The sequence below is a fragment of the Ruegeria sp. BHSC223 genome (assembly GCF_059613025.1).
In genome coordinates, this window is the sequence record NZ_JBXWRR010000003.1 from 58235 (window position 1) to 78344 (window position 20110).

Annotated in this window: 21 protein-coding genes; 11 read left to right on the forward strand and 10 right to left on the reverse strand. The window is 63.5% G+C overall.

Annotated elements, in window-relative coordinates; all coding sequences use genetic code 11:
- Window positions 1–35 precede the first annotated feature (35 nt).
- Both AC2FNY_RS07985 and AC2FNY_RS07990 read left to right on the forward strand, forming a co-directional pair.
- Window positions 36–1238: a pyridoxal phosphate-dependent aminotransferase gene (locus tag AC2FNY_RS07985; RefSeq protein ID WP_234137755.1), complete on the forward strand. Its 1203-nt coding sequence runs from the start codon at window positions 36–38 to the stop codon at window positions 1236–1238.
- A 16-nt stretch (window positions 1239–1254) separates the two neighbouring features.
- Window positions 1255–1656 carry a hypothetical protein gene (locus AC2FNY_RS07990; protein WP_234166971.1) on the forward strand — a complete coding sequence of 134 codons (402 nt, stop codon included), beginning with the start codon at window positions 1255–1257 and terminating at the stop codon, window positions 1654–1656.
- Between the two features lie 109 nt (window positions 1657–1765).
- Here AC2FNY_RS07990 and AC2FNY_RS07995 read toward each other — a convergent pair whose 3' ends face one another.
- Window positions 1766–3106 (reverse strand): MATE family efflux transporter, encoded by a 1341-nt coding sequence (locus AC2FNY_RS07995; protein WP_496802129.1) that lies wholly within the window; start codon window positions 3104–3106, stop codon window positions 1766–1768.
- Between the two features lie 122 nt (window positions 3107–3228).
- Between AC2FNY_RS07995 and AC2FNY_RS08000 the strand changes: the two genes are divergently transcribed.
- Genes AC2FNY_RS08000 through AC2FNY_RS08010 form a run of 3 tightly spaced genes read left to right on the forward strand, consistent with a single transcriptional unit; the run spans window position 3229 to window position 5368 of the window.
- A complete protein-coding gene (locus AC2FNY_RS08000; protein WP_234166973.1) occupies window positions 3229–3864 on the forward strand; it encodes a TIGR02453 family protein in 636 nt (211 codons plus the stop codon).
- Window positions 3861–4760: an alpha/beta fold hydrolase gene (locus tag AC2FNY_RS08005; protein ID WP_496802130.1), complete on the forward strand. Its 900-nt coding sequence runs from the start codon at window positions 3861–3863 to the stop codon at window positions 4758–4760. Before AC2FNY_RS08000 ends, AC2FNY_RS08005 begins: the two co-directional genes overlap by 4 nt.
- Window positions 4757–5368, forward strand: coding sequence for a glutathione S-transferase (locus AC2FNY_RS08010; RefSeq protein WP_234166975.1), 612 nt, complete (start codon window positions 4757–4759; stop codon window positions 5366–5368). Before AC2FNY_RS08005 ends, AC2FNY_RS08010 begins: the two co-directional genes overlap by 4 nt.
- A 27-nt stretch (window positions 5369–5395) precedes the next feature.
- On the opposite strand, the gene ppk2 is transcribed toward AC2FNY_RS08010, so the two are convergent.
- Entirely contained in the window at window positions 5396–6292 is an 897-nt protein-coding gene (ppk2, locus tag AC2FNY_RS08015) for a polyphosphate kinase 2 (RefSeq protein ID WP_234167786.1), read from the reverse strand.
- A 345-nt stretch (window positions 6293–6637) separates the two neighbouring features.
- Window positions 6638–7246, reverse strand: a complete 609-nt coding sequence (locus AC2FNY_RS08020; RefSeq protein WP_496802131.1) for a carboxymuconolactone decarboxylase family protein — start codon at window positions 7244–7246, stop codon at window positions 6638–6640.
- A gap of 151 nt (window positions 7247–7397) precedes the next feature.
- On the opposite strand from AC2FNY_RS08020, the gene parE reads away from it, so the two are divergent.
- The 3 genes from parE to AC2FNY_RS08035 all read left to right on the forward strand — a co-directional run bounded on the left by parE (window position 7398) and on the right by AC2FNY_RS08035 (window position 10757).
- The gene (parE, locus tag AC2FNY_RS08025; protein ID WP_496802132.1) at window positions 7398–9356 is read left to right on the forward strand and encodes a DNA topoisomerase IV subunit B; all 1959 of its coding nucleotides are present in this window, start codon (window positions 7398–7400) and stop codon (window positions 9354–9356) included.
- A gap of 8 nt (window positions 9357–9364) precedes the next feature.
- Window positions 9365–10330, forward strand: a complete 966-nt coding sequence (locus AC2FNY_RS08030; protein WP_496802133.1) for an MrcB family domain-containing protein — start codon at window positions 9365–9367, stop codon at window positions 10328–10330.
- A gap of 301 nt (window positions 10331–10631) precedes the next feature.
- Window positions 10632–10757 carry a hypothetical protein gene (locus AC2FNY_RS08035; protein WP_255700019.1) on the forward strand — a complete coding sequence of 42 codons (126 nt, stop codon included), beginning with the start codon at window positions 10632–10634 and terminating at the stop codon, window positions 10755–10757.
- Window positions 10758–10863: 106 nt separating this feature from the next.
- Here the strand turns inward: AC2FNY_RS08035 and AC2FNY_RS08040 are convergent, their stop codons facing one another.
- Window positions 10864–11592, reverse strand: coding sequence for an FkbM family methyltransferase (locus tag AC2FNY_RS08040; protein ID WP_234137747.1), 729 nt, complete (start codon window positions 11590–11592; stop codon window positions 10864–10866).
- A 189-nt stretch (window positions 11593–11781) separates the two neighbouring features.
- Here AC2FNY_RS08040 and AC2FNY_RS08045 point away from each other — a divergent pair, with 189 nt between their 5' ends.
- Window positions 11782–12525: a hypothetical protein gene (locus AC2FNY_RS08045; RefSeq protein ID WP_496802134.1), complete on the forward strand. Its 744-nt coding sequence runs from the start codon at window positions 11782–11784 to the stop codon at window positions 12523–12525.
- Here AC2FNY_RS08045 and AC2FNY_RS08050 read toward each other — a convergent pair.
- The 5 genes from AC2FNY_RS08050 to AC2FNY_RS08070 are packed head-to-tail and all read right to left on the reverse strand — an operon-like array spanning window position 12522 to window position 17496.
- The gene (locus AC2FNY_RS08050) at window positions 12522–13079 is read right to left on the reverse strand and encodes a PqiC family protein (RefSeq protein ID WP_234137745.1); all 558 of its coding nucleotides are present in this window, start codon (window positions 13077–13079) and stop codon (window positions 12522–12524) included. The two genes, AC2FNY_RS08045 and AC2FNY_RS08050, sit on opposite strands and share 4 nt — an antisense overlap.
- 3 nt (window positions 13080–13082) lie before the next feature.
- Complete coding sequence (locus tag AC2FNY_RS08055; protein ID WP_496802135.1) at window positions 13083–15497, reverse strand: MlaD family protein; 2415 nt, start codon at window positions 15495–15497, stop codon at window positions 13083–13085.
- A complete protein-coding gene (locus AC2FNY_RS08060) occupies window positions 15490–16092 on the reverse strand; it encodes a paraquat-inducible protein A (protein ID WP_234143384.1) in 603 nt (200 codons plus the stop codon). The genes AC2FNY_RS08055 and AC2FNY_RS08060 overlap by 8 nt, the downstream gene beginning before the upstream one ends.
- Entirely contained in the window at window positions 16089–16757 is a 669-nt protein-coding gene (locus AC2FNY_RS08065) for a paraquat-inducible protein A (protein ID WP_496802136.1), read from the reverse strand. The genes AC2FNY_RS08060 and AC2FNY_RS08065 overlap by 4 nt, the downstream gene beginning before the upstream one ends.
- Window positions 16758–16815: 58 nt before the next feature.
- Window positions 16816–17496 (reverse strand): TIGR04283 family arsenosugar biosynthesis glycosyltransferase, encoded by a 681-nt coding sequence (locus tag AC2FNY_RS08070; protein ID WP_496802137.1) that lies wholly within the window; start codon window positions 17494–17496, stop codon window positions 16816–16818.
- A gap of 79 nt (window positions 17497–17575) precedes the next feature.
- On the opposite strand from AC2FNY_RS08070, the gene ygfZ reads away from it, so the two are divergent.
- Together ygfZ and AC2FNY_RS08080 are read left to right on the forward strand one after the other, a co-directional pair.
- Window positions 17576–18310, forward strand: coding sequence for a CAF17-like 4Fe-4S cluster assembly/insertion protein YgfZ (gene ygfZ, locus AC2FNY_RS08075; protein WP_496802138.1), 735 nt, complete (start codon window positions 17576–17578; stop codon window positions 18308–18310).
- A 55-nt stretch (window positions 18311–18365) separates the two neighbouring features.
- On the forward strand, window positions 18366–19271 hold the full coding sequence (locus AC2FNY_RS08080) for an ABC transporter transmembrane domain-containing protein (RefSeq protein WP_234177164.1): 906 nt from the start codon (window positions 18366–18368) through the stop codon (window positions 19269–19271).
- A 60-nt stretch (window positions 19272–19331) separates the two neighbouring features.
- Here AC2FNY_RS08080 and efp read toward each other — a convergent pair whose 3' ends face one another.
- Window positions 19332–19895 (reverse strand): elongation factor P, encoded by a 564-nt coding sequence (gene efp, locus AC2FNY_RS08085; RefSeq protein WP_234137738.1) that lies wholly within the window; start codon window positions 19893–19895, stop codon window positions 19332–19334.
- Window positions 19896–20110: the final 215 nt, after the last annotated feature.

Consider the following 20110-nt stretch of genomic DNA (forward strand, 5'->3'; position numbering starts at 1 on the left):
TGACAGGGACGCGCAACATTCAAACCGAGGCCGCCATGAGTTTCCTGTCTGCGACATTGTCCCGCGTCAAACCCTCGCCCACCGTTGCCATGACGGCCAAGGCGGCCGAACTCAAGGCCGAAGGCCGCGACATCATCGGGCTGAGCGCGGGCGAGCCGGATTTCGACACGCCGCAGAACATCAAGGATGCCGCAACCGCCGCCATTGCGGCGGGCAAGACCAAATACACCGCACCCGATGGCATCATCGAGCTGAAACAGGCGATCTGTGCCAAGATGCAGCGCGATCACGGGCTGACCTATACCCCCGCCCAGGTCTCGGTCGGCAGCGGCGGCAAGCAGACCCTCTATAATGCCCTGATGGCGACACTGAACCCGGGTGACGAGGTGATCATCCCCGCCCCCTATTGGGTCAGCTATCCCGACATGGTGCTGCTGGGCGGCGGCACACCGGTGGTGGTGGAAACCGCGCTGGAGACCGCATTCAAGCTGACACCGGCGCAACTTGAGGCCGCAATCACGCCGCGCACGAAATGGTTCATCTTCAACTCGCCCTCGAACCCGACCGGCGCGGGCTACAGCCGGGACGAGTTGAAGGGGCTGACCGATGTGCTGATGCGTCACCCGCATGTCTGGGTGATGTCGGACGACATGTATGAACATCTCGCCTATGACGGGTTCGAATTCTGCACCCCCGCACAGGTGGAGCCGGGACTGTATGAGCGCACGCTGACCTGCAATGGCGTGTCCAAGGCCTATGCGATGACCGGTTGGCGCATCGGCTATGCGGCGGGCCCGGTCGAACTGATCGCGGCCATGCGCAAGATCCAGTCGCAATCCACCTCGAACCCCTGCACCATCAGCCAATGGGCAGCGGTCGAGGCGTTGAACGGCACGCAAGAATTCCTGGCCCCGAACGCAACGCTTTTCAAACGCCGCCGCGACCTGGTGATCTCGATGCTGAATGCCATCGACGGCATCGAATGCCCCACCCCCGAGGGCGCGTTTTATGTCTATCCCTCGATTGCCGGCCTGATCGGCAAGACCACGCCCAGCGGTACCGTGATCGACAGCGACGAGACCTTTTGCACTGCATTGCTGGAAGAGGCCGACGTGGCGGTGGTGTTTGGCGCGGCCTTCGGGCTTTCCCCGAATTTCCGCGTCAGCTACGCTGCCTCCGATGCGGCCCTGACCGAGGCCTGCACCCGCATCCAGCGCTTCTGCGCGTCACTGACCTGAAACGGGAGACACCGGAATGGGCGCCGAATTGCCAGACTATTACTTCCGGGTCCGGGAAAACGGCGCCTTTGTCTTTCGCGTCGACACGGAAAACCGCCAGCGCCGGATCGAGATGGATCACATTGCCGTCGTCAACGTCAAGAATGGCGATATAAAGCCCCAAGGCGGGCGCACGCTCAGCCCCGAGGATCTGCGCGAGATCAAGCGCTGGATGGCCGAGCGCACCAACCTGCTGGCGCGGCGCGATATCGACGATATCCACCGGGCGGTGGATTACCTGAACCTGACCACGCATTGGGTGCAATCCAAGGCGAGCGACGCGCAGCTGGAAGAGGTCACCGACGCCCTGTTACTGGCCATGCACGACCTGCGTTCGGTGCTCGTCCGTAAGAAGGCGGACCGGCTGATGAAGGGTTGAAGGTCGCCCCCTTTCGGCAAACAGAATTTCAAAGAAATTCTGCCAAAGAAAATCTCATTTTCTTTGGACATTTTCTTTGCAAGAAAATGTGCCTGAACCGCGCGTGCGGCTAGTTCAACAAGCGGATCGAGCGGCACCAGAACCGGGTCATCAGCAAGCTTCCCGCGCAAGCGAGCCCCAGGGAAAGGCCGGCCCAGACGCCGATCCCTTCCCAGTGCAGCACGAATCCCAGCATGTAAGAGGCCGGGATGCCGACCAGCCAGTAACTGACCGCGGCCATGATCATCGGCACGGTCGTATCCTGCACCCCGCGCAACAGGCCCAGCGCCATCACCTGTGCACCATCGACCAGCTGGAACAGCGCCGCCATCGCCAGCAGCCCGACTCCGATGGCCAGGATCTCGGGCCGGTTCGGGTCGTCCGGCTCCATGAAGAGCGAGATCAGCGGCTCGGCGCAGGTCAAGAACAGCGCGATCGTCACCAGGGACATCATCAGCGACATCGCGATCACCACCTTGCCGCCGCGCGCCATCCCTTCGCGGTCGCGCCGGCCATAGGCATTGCCCGCCCGGATAGTCGCGGCATTCGACAAGCCCAGATGCACCATGAACGTGGCCGCAGCCAACTGGATCGCGATCCCATGGGCGGCCAGCGGCACCGCCCCCAGCCAGCCCATCATCACGGCAGAGGCGGAAAACAGGCTCACCTCGGCCAAATTGGTCAGGGCAATTGGGACCCCCAGCCGCACCACGCGCCGGAACATCTCGCCATCCGGTCGCCAGAAGCGGCGGAACAGCGTGTGCTGCGGAAGGACCCACAGCGCATAGGCCACCACCGCCACCAGCGACACCATCTGGGTGCAGATCGAGGCAATCGCCGCCCCGGTTATTCCCAATTCCGGCGCCCCCCAATTGCCGAAGATCAGAGCATAGTTGGCAGCTGCGTTGGCAAAGACCGACAGGACCGTGATCCAAAACACGACCTGCGTCCGCTCCAGCGCCGCGAGATAGGATTTCAGAACCATCACCGTCAGCGCCGGCATCATACCCCAGCCCGCGACTCGCAGATACTCTGCCGCCATGGTGGCAATCTCGGGCTCCTGCCCCAACGCCAGCAGGATCGGCTGCGACCAGATCAACAGGGGCAAGGCCAGCACCGTAAAGATCAGCGAGGCCCAGAGCCCCATCCGAGTCGCCCGCCGGATGCTGGTCTCGTCCCGCTCGGCGGCAGCGGCGGCCACCATCGGCATCACCGCCCAGCCAAAGCCCGCGCCCATCAGGAACAGCACGAAGAAATAGCTGCTGCCCAGCGTCACCGCCGCCAGCGCCTCGACCCCATACCAGCCCAGCATGACCGTATCGGTCAGCCCGATGGCGAATTGCGCCAGATGCCCGCCGATCAGCGGCAGGCCCAGCACCGCGATTGCCCTTGCATGGCCGCGATATGTCATCACCTTGGTCATCCGGTCAGGCTTAGGTGCGGGCAGAGGTGAGGGCAAGTACCATCTTCGCCGTTTGCGCCACCGTCCTATCCTGATAGCCTGACAGAGTCTCCTCAACTAAAGAGGGTGCGATGCCAGACCCGTTCGACCGATTGATCCCCGAAGCCCGCGCCTTTTTGGCTGAGTTGGCGGCCAACAACAGCCGCGACTGGTTCACGGCGCGGAAAGCACGTTACGACGCAGAGCTGAAACGCCCTGCAGAGTTGTTGCTGGATCAGGTGGCGGCGCGATTGGGGCCGGGCACCGCGACCAAACTGTTCCGAACGCAGCGCGATGTGCGGTTTTCCAAGGACAAGACGCCCTATAACACCCATCTACACCTGCTCTGGACCACGCCGGAGGGGGCGCAATGGTTCTTTGGCGTCTCGCCCGACTATGTCACCGCAGGCGGCGGGCGGATGGGGTTCGACACGGCCACGCTGGCCCGCTATCGCGCCAGCCTGCCCGAGCGGGGCGAGGTGCTGCGCGCGGCACTCGCGGCGCTGATGGATCAGGGGCTGCGCCTGTCCGAACCGGAACTGAAACGGCCCGCGCCCCCAATCGCGCCCGGGGATGCGCTAGCCGATCTGGCCCGGCGCAAGTCGCTGACCGCCTGGATCGACCTGCCGCCCGAAGGGAGCGACCTGCTCGGGCGCATCGTGGTGGCATTTGACCGCCTACGCCCGATGCAGGCGGCAATGTCCCAGTTGCTGGAGACGAGCAAATGACAATGCAGACAGAGACGATTGATCTGAACGACAACCCGTTCTTTTTGCGCCGCTGGGGCGATCCGGCGCTGCCGCCGCTGCTGATGCTGCACGGCTTTCCAGAATTTGGCGGCGCCTGGGCCGACCTCGCGCCGCATCTGGCCCACCACTTCCACTGCATCGCCCCCGATCAGCGCGGTTATGGCCAGAGCTGGGCGCCCGAGGGCGTCGCGCATTACGCCACCTCACATCTGGTTGCGGACATGGCTGCGCTGGCCGAAACCCTCGGTGCGCCGCTCACCGTGCTGGGGCATGACTGGGGCGCGGCGGTGGCCTATGGGCTGGCCATGTTCCGCCCCGAACTGGTCGACCGCCTGATCATCGCCAATGGCGTTCACCCGGTGCCGTTCCAGCGCGCGCTGGCGGCGGGCGGCGCGCAATCGGCGGCCTCGCAATACATGAACGCCCTGCGCGCGCCCGAGGCGACCCAGCATTTCGCCGCCGATGACTACAAGGCACTGACCGGTTTCTTCACCCGCTACATGGGCGGGCAGGGCTGGCTTAGCCCCGCGCGGCTGGCGGACTACAAGGCCGAATGGGCACGCCCCGGCAGGCTCGACGCCATGCTCAACTGGTACCGCGCCTCGCCTCTGGTGATCGCCGCCCCCGGGCAACCGCGCACCGATCTGCCCGACCTGCCGCTCGACCGGTTACGGGTGCGCTGCCCGCATCTGCTGCTCTGGGGGCCGGACGACCGCGCGCTGTTGCCCGAGGCGACCGAGGGGCTCGAGGATTTCGCACCAAAGCTCACCCGCATCACCATCCCCGGCACCGACCACTGGCTGTGCCATCAGGCGCCCGACCGGGTTGCCGCCGCCATCCTGAACTGGATGCCCCAACCGGAGACCACCTCATGATCACCGTCCACCACCTCGCCCAATCCCGCTCGCTGCGCATCCTCTGGCTGCTCGAGGAGCTGGGCCTGCCCTACGACGTCATCCGGTACGAGCGCGACCCCAAGACCCGCCTCGCCCCGTCCGAACTGCGCGCCATCCACCCGCTGGGCAAATCGCCGGTGATCGAGACCGACGGTATCCGGCTGGCCGAATCCGGCGCCATCGTCGACTACCTCTGCACCCGCCACGCGCCGCAGATGATGCCGCCGCAGGACAGCCCCGCCTGGGCCGAACACTTGGAACTGATGCATTTCGCCGAAGGCTCGGTGATGACGCCGATCCTGCTCAATCTCTATGTAGGCCTGTTGGGCGAGGCAGGCGCGCCGCTGCATCCGCGCATCCAGTCGGAACTGACCAGCCATTTCCGCTTCATGGAAAAGAGCCTGCGCCCCTCGGGCCATTTCGTACTGGATGGGCTCAGCGCCGCCGACATCCTGCTCAGCTTTCCCGCCGGCGTGGTGGCGCGGCTGGGCCGTGCGGCAGAGTTTCCCCGGCTCGCCGAATTCGCCGCCACCATGGCCGCGCGCCCGGCCTTCCAGCGCGCGCTCGCCGCGGGCGGCGGCGACTAAAGCTCCCGCAGGTGGCGGCGACCGAGATCAGTCCTGCTTCGCCCGCTGGTCGGGGTGCAGGGCGGTGCCCAGGATATGCTCGGACTTGTGGATCACGTGATGCGCGTGGCCCACGATCAGCGGGTCAGGTGCGCCGACCACCTCGATATCCTTGCCAGGATAATCAAGGGTCGACAGGAAATGCCGCATGCAGTTCAGGCGGGCACGTTTCTTGTCGTTCGACTTGATGATGGTCCAGGGCGCATCGGCGGTGTCGGTGTAAAAGAACATCGCCTCCTTGGCCTCGGTATAATCGTCCCACTTGTCGAGGCTCGCCTTGTCGATCGGCGACAGTTTCCACTGTTTCAGCGGGTCGGTCTCGCGACTCTTGAAGCGGCGCTGCTGCTCGTCCTGAGTGACCGAGAACCAGTATTTGTAAAGCCGGATGCCCGAGCGCACCAGCATCCGCTCCAGGTCCGGCGTCTGGCGCATGAACTCCAGATACTCATTGGGCGTGCAAAAGCCCATTACCCGTTCGACACCCGCGCGGTTGTACCAGGAGCGGTCATAGAACACCATTTCACCCACCGTGGGCAGTTCCTGCACATAGCGCTGGTAGTACCACTGGCCCTTTTCCTCCCAGGTGGGCTTGTTCAGGGCGACCACGCGGGCCTGGCGCGGGTTCAGGTGTTCCATGAACCGTTTGATGGTGCCCCCCTTGCCGGCAGCATCGCGACCCTCAAACAACAGCACAAAGCGTTCGCCGGTTTCTTGCGCCCAGAGCTGAACCTTCAGCAACTCCGCCTGCAACATCGCCTTTTCCGCCTCGTAGGGGCGGCGGGACATCTTGCGGCTATAGGGATACTTGCCGCTTTCAAAGGCATGACGCACGCTCTCCGGGGTCGGCATCCGCCGGTTCCGCGCCGATCGCGGCCCCGCCTCCATCAAGGGCACGGCCACGGTTTCAACCTTGGCATCGGCAGCCGGGTCTTGCGCGCCGACCACCTTGACGACGGGATCGGCGGCACCCGCGCCGTTGGCCTTGCTGTCTTTTTGCGGGGCGATGGGCTTTGCTTTCTCCAAGAGTTCTGTCTCCTCGTTTTCCGTTCTTTCCGATCTGGGCGCGACTTTAGCCGCCCCGCAGTGTCGCCGCGTTGATCCGTGTCAAGAAAACGTTACAAATTGGCAGATCTTTCCATGGCAGGTCCCGCCTCCACCCTTCACTTTGCTGCAAATACTCCGGGGGAGGTGACAAAATTCTGCGAATTTTGCACCGGGGGGCAGCGCCCCCTAGCGGTGCCCCCAGTCGTCGGGATCTTCGGAATTGCCCGGCGACAGCCCCAGAACATCGCCCGCGGTCGAACAGCCCAGCCCCAGCACCGTCCGGTTGGCATAAGCGAAATAGGCGCAGACCTGGTTTATTTCGAGGATCTCGCCATCGTCCCAGCCTGCCGCGCGCAGAGCCGCGACATCAGCCTCGAACATGTCCGCCGGTGCCTCGGTCAGCTTGCGCACGTAGACCATCGCGGCCCTCTCGCGCGCCTCAAGCGGCGCTTGTTCGGGCGCCCCCGCCTCGATCGCCGCCCGGATCGCATCGCTGCGAGCCGGGTCGCTCAAAAGCCGTACCAACCCTGCGAAATGATGCTCGACACAGTAAACGCAGCCATTCAGTGAACTGACCCAGACGCCTAGCACTTCGAGAAACCACTTGGGAATGCTGTTGCCCGTGTGGTGCAGCACATTCTCATACAGCGCCATATGCCCTTCCATCGAGTGAGGCCTGAGCGAATGCACCATCATGATATTGTCCACATTGCCCCCCGGCCCGGTCACGCGGTCATAGAGTCGGCGCAGCTTGCCCGTCGCCTCTGTAAAGGGGATGGTTCTTATCCAGCTCATGCGCGCATTCCCTTCGTATCGCTTCCCAACAGAGGAGCGCAGCCCCGACACAAAGACAAGCGCGGAGTTGTCCACAACCCTTAGCGTCCCTCTTTCCCCCGACCACATCACCTGCCATAATGCAGGCCAACCCAAGAACATGAGCAGCCCCATGCCCGAAGATCTTCTCAGCGGAGCCAACACCGCCACCTACGACGCCTCCTCGATCGAGGTGCTCGAAGGGCTGGAACCCGTTCGCAAACGTCCCGGCATGTATATCGGCGGCACCGACGAGCGCGCGCTGCATCACATGGTGGCCGAAATCCTCGACAACTCGATGGACGAGGCGGTGGCCGGGTTCGCCAACCGGATCGAGGTGGAACTGCACGCCGATTACGCGCTCACCGTGCGGGACAACGGCCGCGGCATCCCGGTCGACCCGCACCCGAAATTCCCAGGAAAATCAGCGCTCGAGGTCATTCTCTGCACCCTGCACGCGGGCGGCAAGTTCTCTGGCAAGGCCTATCAGACCTCGGGCGGCCTGCACGGTGTCGGCGCCTCGGTCGTCAATGCGCTCTCGGATTCCATGGTCGTGCAGGTGGCCCGCGACAAGCAGCTTTATGAGCAGCGCTTCTCGCGCGGCCTCCCCCTCGGACCCGTGGAACAGATCGGCGCCGCCCCCAACCGGCGCGGCACCACCGTCACCTTCCACGCCGACGAAGAGATCTTCGGCCACCACAGGTTCAAGCCCGGGCGCCTGTTCAAATCCATCCGCTCCAAGGCCTATCTCTTCTCGGGCGTCGAGATTCGCTGGAAATCGGCCATCGACGATGGCGAAACGCCGCTTGAGGCCACCTTTCACTTCCCCGGCGGCCTGGCCGACTACCTCAAGGAGACGCTGGGCAGCGCCTCGACCTATGCCGAGCAGCCCTTTGCCGGCACCGTCGACTTCACCGAGAAATTCAACACCCCCGGCAAGGTCGAATGGGCGATTAACTGGACGCCCTCGCGCGACGGTTTCATCCAGTCCTATTGTAACACCGTCCCCACGCCCGAGGGCGGCACGCATGAGGCCGGGTTCTGGTCCGCCATCCTCAAGGGCATCCGCGCCTATGGCGAGCTCATCAACAACAAGAAGGCCGCCCAGATCACCCGCGAGGATCTGCTGACAGGCGGCTGCGCGCTGGTCTCCTGCTTCATCCGCGAGCCGGAATTCGTGGGCCAGACCAAGGACCGCCTCGCCACCGTCGAGGCGCAGCGCCTGGTCGAAGGCGCCGTGCGCGACCATTTCGACAACTGGCTCGCCGCCGATACCAAATCCGCGGGCGCCATCCTCGACTTCCTCGTGCTCCGCGCCGAGGAACGCATCCGCCGCCGTCAGGAAAAGGAAACCCAGCGCAAATCGGCCACCAAGAAACTGCGCCTGCCCGGCAAGCTGGTCGATTGCTCCGCCACCGCGCGCGAGGGCACGGAACTGTTCATCGTCGAAGGCGACAGCGCCGGCGGCTCGGCCAAGATGGCGCGCGACCGCAAGACACAGGCGCTGCTGCCGCTCAGGGGCAAGATCCTGAACGTTCTGGGCGCGGCCTCGTCGAAACTCGGCTCCAACCAGGAGATCAGCGACCTGACCCAGGCGCTGGGGGTCGGGCTGGGGACACGGTTCAACGTCGACGACCTGCGCTATGACAAGATCATCATCATGACCGACGCCGATGTGGACGGCGCGCATATCGCCTCGCTGTTGATGACCTTCTTCTACACCCAGATGCGGCCGATGATCGACGCGGGGCACCTCTATCTGGCCTGCCCGCCGCTCTACCGCCTGACCCAGGGCGCCAAACGGGTCTATTGCCTGGACGAGGCCGAACGCGACGAATGGCTGGCCAAGGGTCTGGGCGGCAAGGGCAAGATCGACGTCTCGCGCTTCAAGGGTCTGGGCGAAATGGACGCCAAGGACCTGAAAGACACCACCATGAACCCCGAGACCCGCAAGCTGATCCGCGTCACCATAGACGAGGACGAACCCGGCGAGACCGGCGACCTGGTGGAACGGCTGATGGGCAAGAAACCCGAATTGCGGTTCCAGTATATCCAGGAGAACGCGCGGTTCGTGGAGGAGTTGGATGTTTAGGAGGCTTTATGCTTCACGAGATGCTGTCACGACTCGCTCGTGAGTATGTGTTTGAAAGAGGAAAGCACTTTGCAGGAAGCGAGTTCGGAAACTATGTAAGACATGATATCGCACTAGAAGCCAAGAAAAGGCTCATTTTCCTCCCTTATGATTTGAAAGTTAGATCAAGTGTTGGCACCGGAAATTGGGCTGCAGTTCCGTGGCTGGCTTTCTTTGACCCTTTGATTACCACTTCTGCAACAACTGGATTTTATGTCGCTTATTTAATCAACGCGCAAACTGAAGAAATAATCTTATCCCTTAATCAGGGCACCACTGAAGTATATCGAGAATTTGGCGAAAACGAAAAGGGGCGCGAAATTCTAAAGCGAAGAGCAATTGATTTGGCGGAAAGAGTTCCAGAATACTCCAAGAAATTCGAATTGGATAGCATTGATTTAGGATCAGTCGATAAGCTTCCAGCCGGATACGAAGCCGGTCATGCATTTGGACGCCGCTATCGAGCAGGTCATATTGATCCAAACCGTTTTTATCGTGATTTCGAAACAATGCTTTCCGCCTACAAAGCTTTGGTTGACCGTGGAGGACGGACCCCTATTGACGCAATGATGGAGGAATCTGGAACCACTGATATTCAAGAAACAAGATCCTATATACTTTCTAGGCGCATTGAAAGGGCAGGAAACGTACGCGTATCTGTCTTGGAACGTCGAGGAGTCATTTGCGAAGGTTGCGGCCTAGACCCTCTTGAGCACTATGGTTACAAGGGACCATTCAAAAACACGCCCCTGGAAGTGCATCACTGCAAACCAATTAGAGAGTTGGCAGAGGGCGAAAGTCGGCGCTACAAAATTCCAGATGATTTCTTGGTCCTTTGCCCGACTTGCCATCGAGTTATACACCATCAACTTGATGTTTCAGACCTGAATGCATTAAAAGAATCAATACGCTTTCGGGTAGTTAAAAGAAACTGATGCCAAGCCTTTGTTTTATATTGGAGAACGTCTCAAGTAGGGTGGGCAGTCCTGCCCACCGCCCACACATCCCCATAAAAATACCGCCCCCATCACCCGTCACCCCTCTTGCGGCACCCCAAACCCAAGCATAGATTCTCCCATGCAGGCGGCGGTTGACCGCAAGGCCCCGCGCCCCTGCTGCGTCGAAAGTCTCATCGCCCTGACCCCTTTGGGTCAGGCAACCCTGACACCCAGAGCAACGGCCAAGCTACCCCTCTCGGCAGGCATGGTGCCCGCCGGACCCGTCAGGAGAAAACCCATGTCCAAGGAAAAGAATCGCGGCAACCGCGAGGCCAAGAAACCGAAGAAGGAAAAGCCCAAGGTGCTGGCCACTGCCGGATTGGCGAAACCCGCCCCCGTCGCCCCCCGCGCCAAGGGCAAGTAACCTCCCGTTTCCCCCTCGGTCTTTAGCAACAGGGGGGCGGGGTCCAACCCGCCCCCTCGGCTGATCTGGACAATCTCCCGACAGCCGGGGCCATTGCGCCGGTCTATCAGCGCCGGACGTGAATGTCGTAATGCGTGCCCTCACCCTGCCGGTCGAAGCGCGTAAAGCCACGCGCGCGCAACGACGTCTCGATCCGTTGTGGCGAAATCCAGCTTTCGTTGCACTCATAGAACAGGTCGGTAACCCGGTCGAAAAAGGCGCATTGCATCAGTTGCGCCAGCACCACCTCTTCGTGCCCCTCGACGTCGATCTTGACGATCACGCGGGCCCTGGGCGTACCGATCTTTCTTTGCAGCTCTGCCGCTGACAGGGTCTTTATCTCGATCACCCGGCCGGGTTCGTCGAGCTTGCGGCCATTCATACCTTCGAGAGAGGCCGCGCCGGAATGATCCTGTCTCAGCGTGATCTGCGCCGTTCCCACGTGATCGGATACCGCCGCACGATGCACCCGAACGGATCGGCACCGGTTCAGGCGCAGATTGCGCTTGAGAAAGACCGCCGTATCCGCAACCGGTTCGAAGGCATGCACTTTCCTGCAATTGGGGTTGAGCGCGGCTATCACCGCATAAAGACCCTGGTTCGCACCGATATCGAGAAAGACAAAAGGCTCGTCCACCGATTTCAGATAATCCGAGAAATAGAACCCGTACGATCCTCTGACATAAAACTTGTATGTCCAGTCCCCGGTGTTCTCTGCCAGCTTGATCCCATATGCGGAGTCGACACTGGGAATGGCCGGAAAGAACCGGCGCGCGAGATCGTTAAACAAGGTCATGGCTCTCCTGACGTCAGATCTGTCGTCCATGACTGTAACCGCGCCTAGACTCTACACAACCGGCAAAAGCCCGTCCTGCCGCTACAAGGGTTCCGCCTGGCGAGAGGTATCGCCGCCCGTCTCACAGCTATTCACAAGAATACTGCGCTGCCATTGCAGGATCGCAGGTGCTTACCCTAACTTCGGTGCATGAACGTCCTCACAGATAACCAACTGCCACTGATCCTGTTCTGTTTTCTTGCCGGCTGTTTGGGCACGGGCTGGTTGCTGTTGTACAAGCCCGCAGGGCATCGGGCGTGGAAAATCGCCGATCTGGTCTGGGTCGTACTGGGCGGTGTTGGCGCGCTGGTGGCGGTGCTGGCGGGGCTGTACAAGGCCGATCACTCGCGCCTCGACCGCCAGATCGACATCGCCTATGCCGCCACCGCCGCATTCGACCGCGACGCGGCGCGCTTCCGGCTGCGATTCTGCGACCCGGCCTATGACGACGACATCGCCGTCCTGTGCGAGAAGGTCGAGTTTCTGTCTGCCTCGACCGCCAGCAATGCCGATCTGCCGCTTTTCATCGCTGTCACCGGCGAGGTGGCGCCGCTGGCCGGTCTGCACCTGCTGTTCGGCAGTCCCGGCATGCGCGACATGTCCGATCAGGTCGAGTCCTTTGCCGTCGACGAGTTCCTGGTCTTTACCACGCTCGATGCCCCGACCGAGATGGCGCTCGAGGCGATGCGCCGCAAGGTTCCGCTGATCGCGGGCGATTTCCAGATCCTCGCGCGCGCCTATGAGGACCTGATCGCGCAGATCGGCAAGCTCAAATCGGAATGGGAGTATCTACAGGCCAATGCCCATATCCTGCTGGTGCAGGTGCTGGCACTGTGCCTGGTCAGCTTTGCCGCGCCTTTCCGGCTGGGCAAATCCATCGTCGAGCTGCGCTAGCCCCGTGCAATGGTTTTCGCGATCTCATTGACCAACAGGCGCAGTGCCTCGGTCTGGGCGGCGGCAAAGGCGGGGATCGTGGCCTCGTTCATCGGCACCGAATAGGAAAACCGCCGGGCGCGCTCCAGATTGCCATGCGCGGGTGAGGTCAGGAAATACTGCCCGGAAAAGGCCAGCGCCTGCCCCGGCACGCCCGACAGGCGGTGCACCTTGACCGCGACCTGGATATCGGCCAGCCCCTCGAACGGCCAGGGATCGGCGGCGACCGAGGCGGTCAGCGCCTGATCCAGCCCCGCCGCCAGCATCTCGGTCAGGGCTCGTTCGGGCTCATCCGCCCAGAACCCGGTCTTGGTGGGCCGCAACACGCCATCCTCGCCCAACAGCGTGATTTCGCTGTCGCTGACATAGGCGGGCAGGTCCATGCGCGTCACCTGGATGGTACGGGCGCTGCTGCGATAGGTCTCGACCCCGGTGATCTCGGGCAGCAGATAGCGTTCCTCGGGGCCGGCGCAAGCGGCCAGCGCCAGAAGAGCAAGGGCAAACAGTCGTCTCATGGGTCAGCGTCCTACGAGCAGGGAATTGGGTTTGCGCCGGATCGCCTGAACCAGCGCGTTGAGCGAGCGTACGGTGGCGCGCAGATCGCCGATGGCGGCCTGCACCTCGCGGTTGACGGGCGAACCGGGGCCATAGGCGCCGATGGTCGCCTCGGCGCTGTCGGCCAATGCGTCGAGCCGCGCCGCAAGATCCGGCAGGGTCTGCACCGCCAGGGCAACCGAGTCCGCCGCCGTGCTGGCGGTTTCCAGCGTTCGGTTGAGGTTTTCAACCGCGCCGCCCTGCCGCAACTCTTCCAGAGCGCGCTGGGCCTCTCCCAGCGCACCGGCCAGCGCGCCGGGCACCTTGTCCATATCCTCGTTGCGCAGGAAGGCGTCGGCAGATTGCAGCACCCGGTCGGCCGAGGCAGTCACATCGGCCAGCGGCAGCGCATTGGCGGTCTCGATCAGCCGGTCGATATCGGCGACCAGCTGCGGCAGCTCGGCGCTGGCGGTTTCGACATTGGCGGCAGCGGTGCGCATATCGCCCAGCGCATCGACCAGGGTCTGGGCGACCTGTTTCTCTTCAAATGTAGTGAGCGTGTTGTTGACCGACCCGGCGGCATCGCGGATCGACACCAGCGTCTGTTCGGCCTGCTCCAGCGCCGCGTTCAGCGCGGCGGGCACCCGTTCCACGTCTTCACTGCGCAACAGCGTATCGGCGGATTGCAGGACCCGGTCGGCCGAGGCCACGACCTCCTCCAGCGGCAAGGCATCCGCCTTGGCCACCAGCGCGTCGATATCCCGGACCAGCGCGGGCAGTTCGGCGCTGGCCGCCGAAATACCGGTCGCGGCGGTCCGCACCCCCTCAAGCGCGGAAACCAGTTTCTGCGCGCCCTCCTCCGCCTCGAACCGTGCCAGGACTGCATTGACCGAGGCCAGCGCCTGGCGCAGGTCGTCGGGCAGCTTCTGCAGGCTTTCCGACCCCGCCACCGCATTCACATTGCCCAGCATGTCGCGCAGATCGGCGGGGATCCGCCGGGTATCGCCGTCGGCCAAGATGACGTTGACGTTTTCCAGTGTCTCGATTGCGCGCTGCATCAGTTCCTCGACCGGCAGCGCCGCCACCCGGTCCAGCACATTCTGCGAGGCCACCGCCAGCGTGTCGGGCGGGGTCGGCAACGAGGGCATGACCGGGAAGGGCGTCGCCTCGCGATCCAGCGTGGCGGCGGGCGCATCGGGGTTTTCCTGCAACTGCACCACCAGCCCGCCCGAGAAGAACGAGGCCGGCATCAGCTGCGCCCGCACGCCACCGCGCTCGACCATCGTGGCCAGCAGCGACAGGGTATCGTCGGGTGTCGAGACATCGTGCAGACCCAGTCGCCCCGGCTCGATCGTATAGATGACCTGCATGCGGATATCGGGCCTGCCCCCCGCACTCTCGTCGATCTCGGCCGAGAGATGACGCACCTGCCCGACCTTTACGCCCCGGAACATCACTTCGGACCCGATCTTGAGCCCGCGCACCGACCCTTCGAAACTCGACATCACCTCGACGGTGGCTTGCAGGCTGTCACCCAGCAGGCTGTCCCGGGCAGACTCTTCGGTGGCATAAAGGTCAAAGATCGGCCGCTTGCCCAACGCCTTGCCACCCGAGATGGCGGTGTCGAAGGCAATGCCTCCCTGCAACAGCGAGGCAAGGCTGTCGACCTTGAGCTGGATGCCACCCTCGCCCAGTTCCAGCCCCGCGCCCGACACGTTCCAGAATCGGGTGGCCGAGTTGATCAGCTTGTCATGCGGCGCCTCGATGAAGCCGGTCAACAGGACCGAGCCGCTGAGCGCGTCATAGCGCACGGCGGCGATCTTGCCCATCTGCACGCCCTTGTGCAGGATCGGCGCCCCCACCGAGACCGAGCCGCTGTCGGGCGCGATCAGCACCACCGCCAGCCCCTTGGTGCCCGGCGGCACGGCGGGCGCCTCGGCCTCGGCGACGAAATCACGTTCCGCCTCGCCCTCGACCGCGTCCCAGTCGGCGGCGATATAGGCACCCGAGAGCAGCGTGTTCAGCCCGCTGATACCGCCCGGCCCCACCCGGGCCGTGACCCGCCAGAACCGTGCATCGCTGTCCAGATATCGTTCCAGTTCGCGGTGGATCTCGGCCTCGACGATCACGCGGCTCAGATCCTCACTGAAGCGCATGCCGCTGACCCGGCCCACCGAAACCTCGCGAAAGCGGATCTCGGTCTTGTCGACCTCGATCCCGGTGGCATCGGCAAATTCGATCCGGATGGGAATGTCGCGGTTGGAATAGTTCTGCCCGACCAGCGCAAGCGCGCCGGCCACGGCGGCGACCGGCACCAGCCAGACCAGCGACAGGCCGCGCCAGCCGCGCGCCACGCGCGTTTCGATATCCGGTTGCCGCAGCTGCGGAGCGTCACTCATCCCGATCGTCATCCCAAATCAATTTGGCGTCCATGGCCTGCGCCGACAGCATGGTACATATCACGGAGAAGGCGAAACACACCGCTCCCAATCCCGGCAGGAACGACAGGATCGCCCCCAGATGAACCAACCCGGTCAAGAGCGCCACCACAAACACGTCGATCATCGACCAGCGACCGATGAATTCGACGAATTCATAAAGCAACAGCCGCCTGCGCCGGTCCATCTGCCAGTCGAAATGCACCGACCAGGCCAACAGCGCAATCACCACCACCTTGACCACCGGGATCACGAAACTGGCCAGAAAGATCACCCCGGCCACCAACAGATCACCCGAGCGGGCAAACAGAACGATGCCTTCGAGGATGGTATGCCCCTCTTCATGGCCGAAAATCTCGTTGCTGAGCAGCGGATAGAGATTGGCGGGAATCAGGAACAGCACCCCGGTCAACAGCCAGGCCCAGACCTTTTGCAGGCTGTTGGGCAGGCGTGCATGCAGCACCGCACCGCAGGTCCGGCAGCGGGACGGCCCGGGCGCGTGCACCGCGCCGCAGTTGTGGCAACCGATCCAGCCCATGTCGGCGGCGCGGGTCATCGGCTTTTCTCGCGCATCAGCGCCCAGATGGTCCAGCGGCAGACCGAGGCGTTCTTCAGCGCCAGCACCAGAACCATGACGCAGAAGAGCCAGAAGGCGGTGCCGAAATCGACCCGTGCCAGGCCCGCCACCTTGACCAGCGCCACCCCGGTCCCGATGATGAACACCTCGGTCATCGCCCAGGGCGCCACCGCCTCCGCCAGGCGGAAGATACGGCGCGAGGCAGGCGCCAGCCGGGGACGCCGCAGCGACCAGACCACATAGACCAGCGCCGCTGCCCTCAGCATCGGCAGGGCGATCACGAACAGCCCCACCACCAGCGCCAGCAGCAGGTACCAGCCATGGGCCAGCCCGGTGACCATGCCCAGGATAGAGACCTCGTGGCTCAGCCCCTGCCGCGACAGGGTCAGAAAGGGAAAGCCCAGCATCGCCACCATCAGCACCGCCGAAGTGAGCGCCAGCGCCAGCGTGCGGTTCAGCGTGTCGCGGCGCGGCGCGATCAGGGTGAAATGGCAGCGGGTGCAGCGCGCGATCTGGCCCGGCGCCACCGGTGTGGCCACATGCAGCCGGTCGCAGGCGGGACAGGCGATCACCCCGTCCGGGTCGCGCGCGAACAGCGCCGCCCACGCGGCCTGTTCCTCTGACTTCCTGTCCGTTTCAGTCATCCCGTCCGGTCCCGGCGTTGTAATCGCATTCTTGCCCATACCACGGCGAGGGCAAGTGCTATCTCCGGTAAGCCCGGGCCAGAACCTCGGGATCGGTGCCCGCAAAATAGCGCATCAGCGTCCAGAGGTTGCGCGTGCCCCGGCGCAGCCAGCCGCCGTGCAGATAGCGTTCGGCACCGGTTACTGCCCGGTGCGGCAAAAGCACGGGCGCACGGGCCAGCGCACGCACCAGATGCACATCCTCCATCAGCGGCTGGTCGGGATAGCCGCCCGCCGCCTCGTAATCGTGCCGCCGTATCAGCAGCCCCTGATCGCCATAGGGCAGACCAAACAGTCGCGTGCGCAGATTGGCCCAGCCCGCCACCCAGACCGCCGCCAGACCGCTGGCGCGAAAGGCAAGCCGGAAACAGGCCACATCCTCGCTGGCCGCGATGTGATCCGCCACCACCTCGGCCCAGCCGGGATCGGGCAGCGTGTCGGCATGCAGCACCAACAGCCAGTCGCCCCGCGCCGCGTCGCAGCCGCGCCGCAACTGCCCCCCGCGAGAGGGCGGGCCGATCAGTACCTGCGCGCCTGCCGCCTCGGCAATTGCACAAGTCGCGTCCTGCGAGCCGCCATCGCTTGCGATCACCTCGCGGATCAGGCCGCTTGGCAGCCCCTCGATCAGCGCCTCCAGCAGGCGCGGCAGGCCGCTTTCGGCCTGAAGGGTCGGGATCACGATGCTGAGCGGTGCGGGCACGGGCGGTCTCCTGCGGCCTCTGGTCAGGCGGTGCGCTTCTCCTATATCACGGGGTCGAACATGATGACGAGGACCCCAGATGCCCAGCCGCCGTATCCTGCGCCTGAGTGGTGCCGACACCGACAGTTTCCTTCAGGGGCTGGTCAGCAATGACATCCGCAAGCTGGATCAGGGGCTGGTCTATGCCGCGCTGCTGACGCCGCAGGGCAAGTATCTGGCCGATTTCTTTCTGTGCCGCGATGGCGACAGCGTCCTGCTCGACATCGCCGAGAGCCTCGCCGACGCAACCCTCAAGCGCCTGAGCATGTACAAGCTGCGCGCCGCAGTCGAGATCAGCGACAGCGGGCTGCACCTGCAACGCGGCACCGGTCCCGCCCCGGCGGGCGCCCTGCCCGACCCGCGCCATCCGGCGCTCGGCTGGCGCTCTTATGCAGCAGCGCCCGAGAGCGATGACGGCAGTGACTGGGACGCAATCCGGGTCGCCCATTGCGTCCCCGAGACCGGGATCGAACTGACCCCCGACAGCTATCTTCTGGAATCCGGGTTCGAGGCGCTGAACGGCGTCGATTTCCGCAAGGGGTGTTATGTCGGTCAGGAAGTGACCGCGCGCATGAAACACAAGACCGAGCTGCGCAAGGGGCTGGCCCGCGTCGCCATCGACGGCCCCGCTGAACCGGGCACCGAGATCACCGCCGATGGCAAACCAGTGGGCGTGCTGCATACCCGCGCGGGCGACCGCGCCATCGCTTACCTGCGCTTTGACCGGGCAAGCGGCGAGATGCAGGCGGGAGAGGCACACTTGCGCAGGCTCTGATTGATCTTGTCCCGGCGCCAAGGCAGTGTTGGCGCAAAACCACGAGGGACGGGACATGCTGCAACTCTATGCCGCGATCTGGCGGGTCAGCGGGCGTCGGCAGGTGATGCTGATCGTGCTGTCGCTGGCGATTGCCACTCTGGCGGCGGTGCCGCTGGAGTTTCAGCGCAACATCGTCAACCTGCTGACCGACGAGGCGATCGACGCTGGAAACCTGTTCCTGCTGGGCGCCGGTATGGGCGTCGCCATCCTGGCCAGTCTGGTGCTGAAATTTCTGACCGGTTTCCTGTCCGGCACCCTGGGTGAGCATGTCATCCGCCTGATCCGCATGCGTCTGGTCACCCGCGCTGCTGAAGGGGGGAACAACCTGCATCAGGGCACGCTGACCACCGCTGTCAGCGCCGAAGCCGAGGAGCTGGGCAAATTCGCAGGCGGCGCCTTTGCCGATCCGGTGGTGCAGATTGGAACGCTGGTCAGCGTCATCGGCTATATCTCGTCAACTCAGCCGGGTCTGGGCCTGATCGCCCTGTTGATGATCCTGCCCCAGATCGCCATCGTGCTGCTGTCTCAACGCCAGGTGAACCGGTATGTGGCGCGACGGGTGAAGCTGTTGCGCGCCGCCGGCAACCGGCTGAGCGAGGAGGACATCGCCGCGGCGGTCACAGAGGTCGAGCAGACCTTTGACGAGATCTATGCCACTCGCCGCAACATGTTCCTGTGGAAGCTCTCGACCAAATTCGTGATCAGCGCCATCAACGGCGCCGGTACGGTGGCGGTGCTGATGCTGGGCGGCTGGCTGGTGCTGCATGGACGCACGGATGTGGGTACCGTGGTCGCGGCGGTCAGCGGGCTGGGCCGCATTCAGGCCCCCACCGCCTTTCTGATCGCCTTTTACCGGCAGGTCAGCGCCAACCGGATCAAGTTCGAACTGCTGCGCGAGTTGTTCGCGGAGCGCGCATGAGCCCCAAAAAGCAGCGGGCCGCCCTCTTGGGACGGCCCGTATCGCGCAAACGACGTGACGTCACGCGCGTTCGGAATATTCCATGGTTTCGGTGTTCACCACGATCATTTCGTCCTGCCCGATAAAGGGCGGCACCATCACCTTGACCCCATTGTCCAGCAGCGCGGGCTTGAACGAGTTGGCGGCGGTCTGACCCTTTACCACCGGCTCGGTCTCGACGATCTTGCAGGTCACCTTTTGCGGCAGCGTGGCATTCAGTGCCTCGCTCTCGTAGAACTCGACCAGGATGGTCATGCCGTCCTGAAGGAAGGGGCGACGCTCGCCCAGTAGGTCGGCGGGCAGTTCGATCTGCTCATAAGTCTCTGCATCCATAAAGACCAGCATCCCATCGGATTCATAGAGAAATTGCTGATCCTTCTGCTCCAGACGCACGCGCTCGACCTTGTCGGCGCTGCGAAAGCGTTCGTTCAGTTTCGAACCGTTGCGCAGGTTGCGCAGCTCGACCTGGGCAAAGGCACCGCCCTTGCCGGGCTTGACGTGATCGACTTTCACAGCCGCCCAAAGCCCACCATTATGCTCCAGCACATTGCCGGGGCGAATTTCGTTTCCGTTGATCTTGGGCATGACATAATTCCTTCACACGACGGTTGATGCACCCATTTGCGCCCCTATATCTGGCGGGACGGCCCCAGGCAAGACAACGAAACCTAGTGCTGCATCCGCAGCGAGCCATGCAAAATTTGCAGCACACCCATGCAAATTAAAGGTACCCGAATCGTGCCCGATCCGTCATAAGGAACGCCACGCCGAAAATTGCAAGAGCAAGAACAACAAGGAAG

Coding starts and splice junctions, on each gene's coding strand:
- AC2FNY_RS07985 (WP_234137755.1), top strand. CDS start 36: ATGAGTTTCCTGTCTGCGACATTGTCCCGCGTCAAACCCTCGCCCACC.
- AC2FNY_RS07990 (WP_234166971.1), top strand. CDS start 1,255: ATGGGCGCCGAATTGCCAGACTATTACTTCCGGGTCCGGGAAAACGGC.
- AC2FNY_RS07995 (WP_496802129.1), bottom strand. CDS start 3,106: ATGACATATCGCGGCCATGCAAGGGCAATCGCGGTGCTGGGCCTGCCG.
- AC2FNY_RS08000 (WP_234166973.1), top strand. CDS start 3,229: ATGCCAGACCCGTTCGACCGATTGATCCCCGAAGCCCGCGCCTTTTTG.
- AC2FNY_RS08005 (WP_496802130.1), top strand. CDS start 3,861: ATGACAATGCAGACAGAGACGATTGATCTGAACGACAACCCGTTCTTT.
- AC2FNY_RS08010 (WP_234166975.1), top strand. CDS start 4,757: ATGATCACCGTCCACCACCTCGCCCAATCCCGCTCGCTGCGCATCCTC.
- ppk2 (WP_234167786.1), bottom strand. CDS start 6,292: ATGGAGGCGGGGCCGCGATCGGCGCGGAACCGGCGGATGCCGACCCCG.
- AC2FNY_RS08020 (WP_496802131.1), bottom strand. CDS start 7,246: ATGAGCTGGATAAGAACCATCCCCTTTACAGAGGCGACGGGCAAGCTG.
- parE (WP_496802132.1), top strand. CDS start 7,398: ATGCCCGAAGATCTTCTCAGCGGAGCCAACACCGCCACCTACGACGCC.
- AC2FNY_RS08030 (WP_496802133.1), top strand. CDS start 9,365: ATGCTTCACGAGATGCTGTCACGACTCGCTCGTGAGTATGTGTTTGAA.
- AC2FNY_RS08035 (WP_255700019.1), top strand. CDS start 10,632: ATGTCCAAGGAAAAGAATCGCGGCAACCGCGAGGCCAAGAAACCGAAG.
- AC2FNY_RS08040 (WP_234137747.1), bottom strand. CDS start 11,592: ATGACCTTGTTTAACGATCTCGCGCGCCGGTTCTTTCCGGCCATTCCC.
- AC2FNY_RS08045 (WP_496802134.1), top strand. CDS start 11,782: ATGAACGTCCTCACAGATAACCAACTGCCACTGATCCTGTTCTGTTTT.
- AC2FNY_RS08050 (WP_234137745.1), bottom strand. CDS start 13,079: ATGAGACGACTGTTTGCCCTTGCTCTTCTGGCGCTGGCCGCTTGCGCC.
- AC2FNY_RS08055 (WP_496802135.1), bottom strand. CDS start 15,497: ATGAGTGACGCTCCGCAGCTGCGGCAACCGGATATCGAAACGCGCGTG.
- AC2FNY_RS08060 (WP_234143384.1), bottom strand. CDS start 16,092: ATGACCCGCGCCGCCGACATGGGCTGGATCGGTTGCCACAACTGCGGC.
- AC2FNY_RS08065 (WP_496802136.1), bottom strand. CDS start 16,757: ATGACTGAAACGGACAGGAAGTCAGAGGAACAGGCCGCGTGGGCGGCG.
- ygfZ (WP_496802138.1), top strand. CDS start 17,576: ATGCCCAGCCGCCGTATCCTGCGCCTGAGTGGTGCCGACACCGACAGT.
- AC2FNY_RS08080 (WP_234177164.1), top strand. CDS start 18,366: ATGCTGCAACTCTATGCCGCGATCTGGCGGGTCAGCGGGCGTCGGCAG.
- efp (WP_234137738.1), bottom strand. CDS start 19,895: ATGCCCAAGATCAACGGAAACGAAATTCGCCCCGGCAATGTGCTGGAG.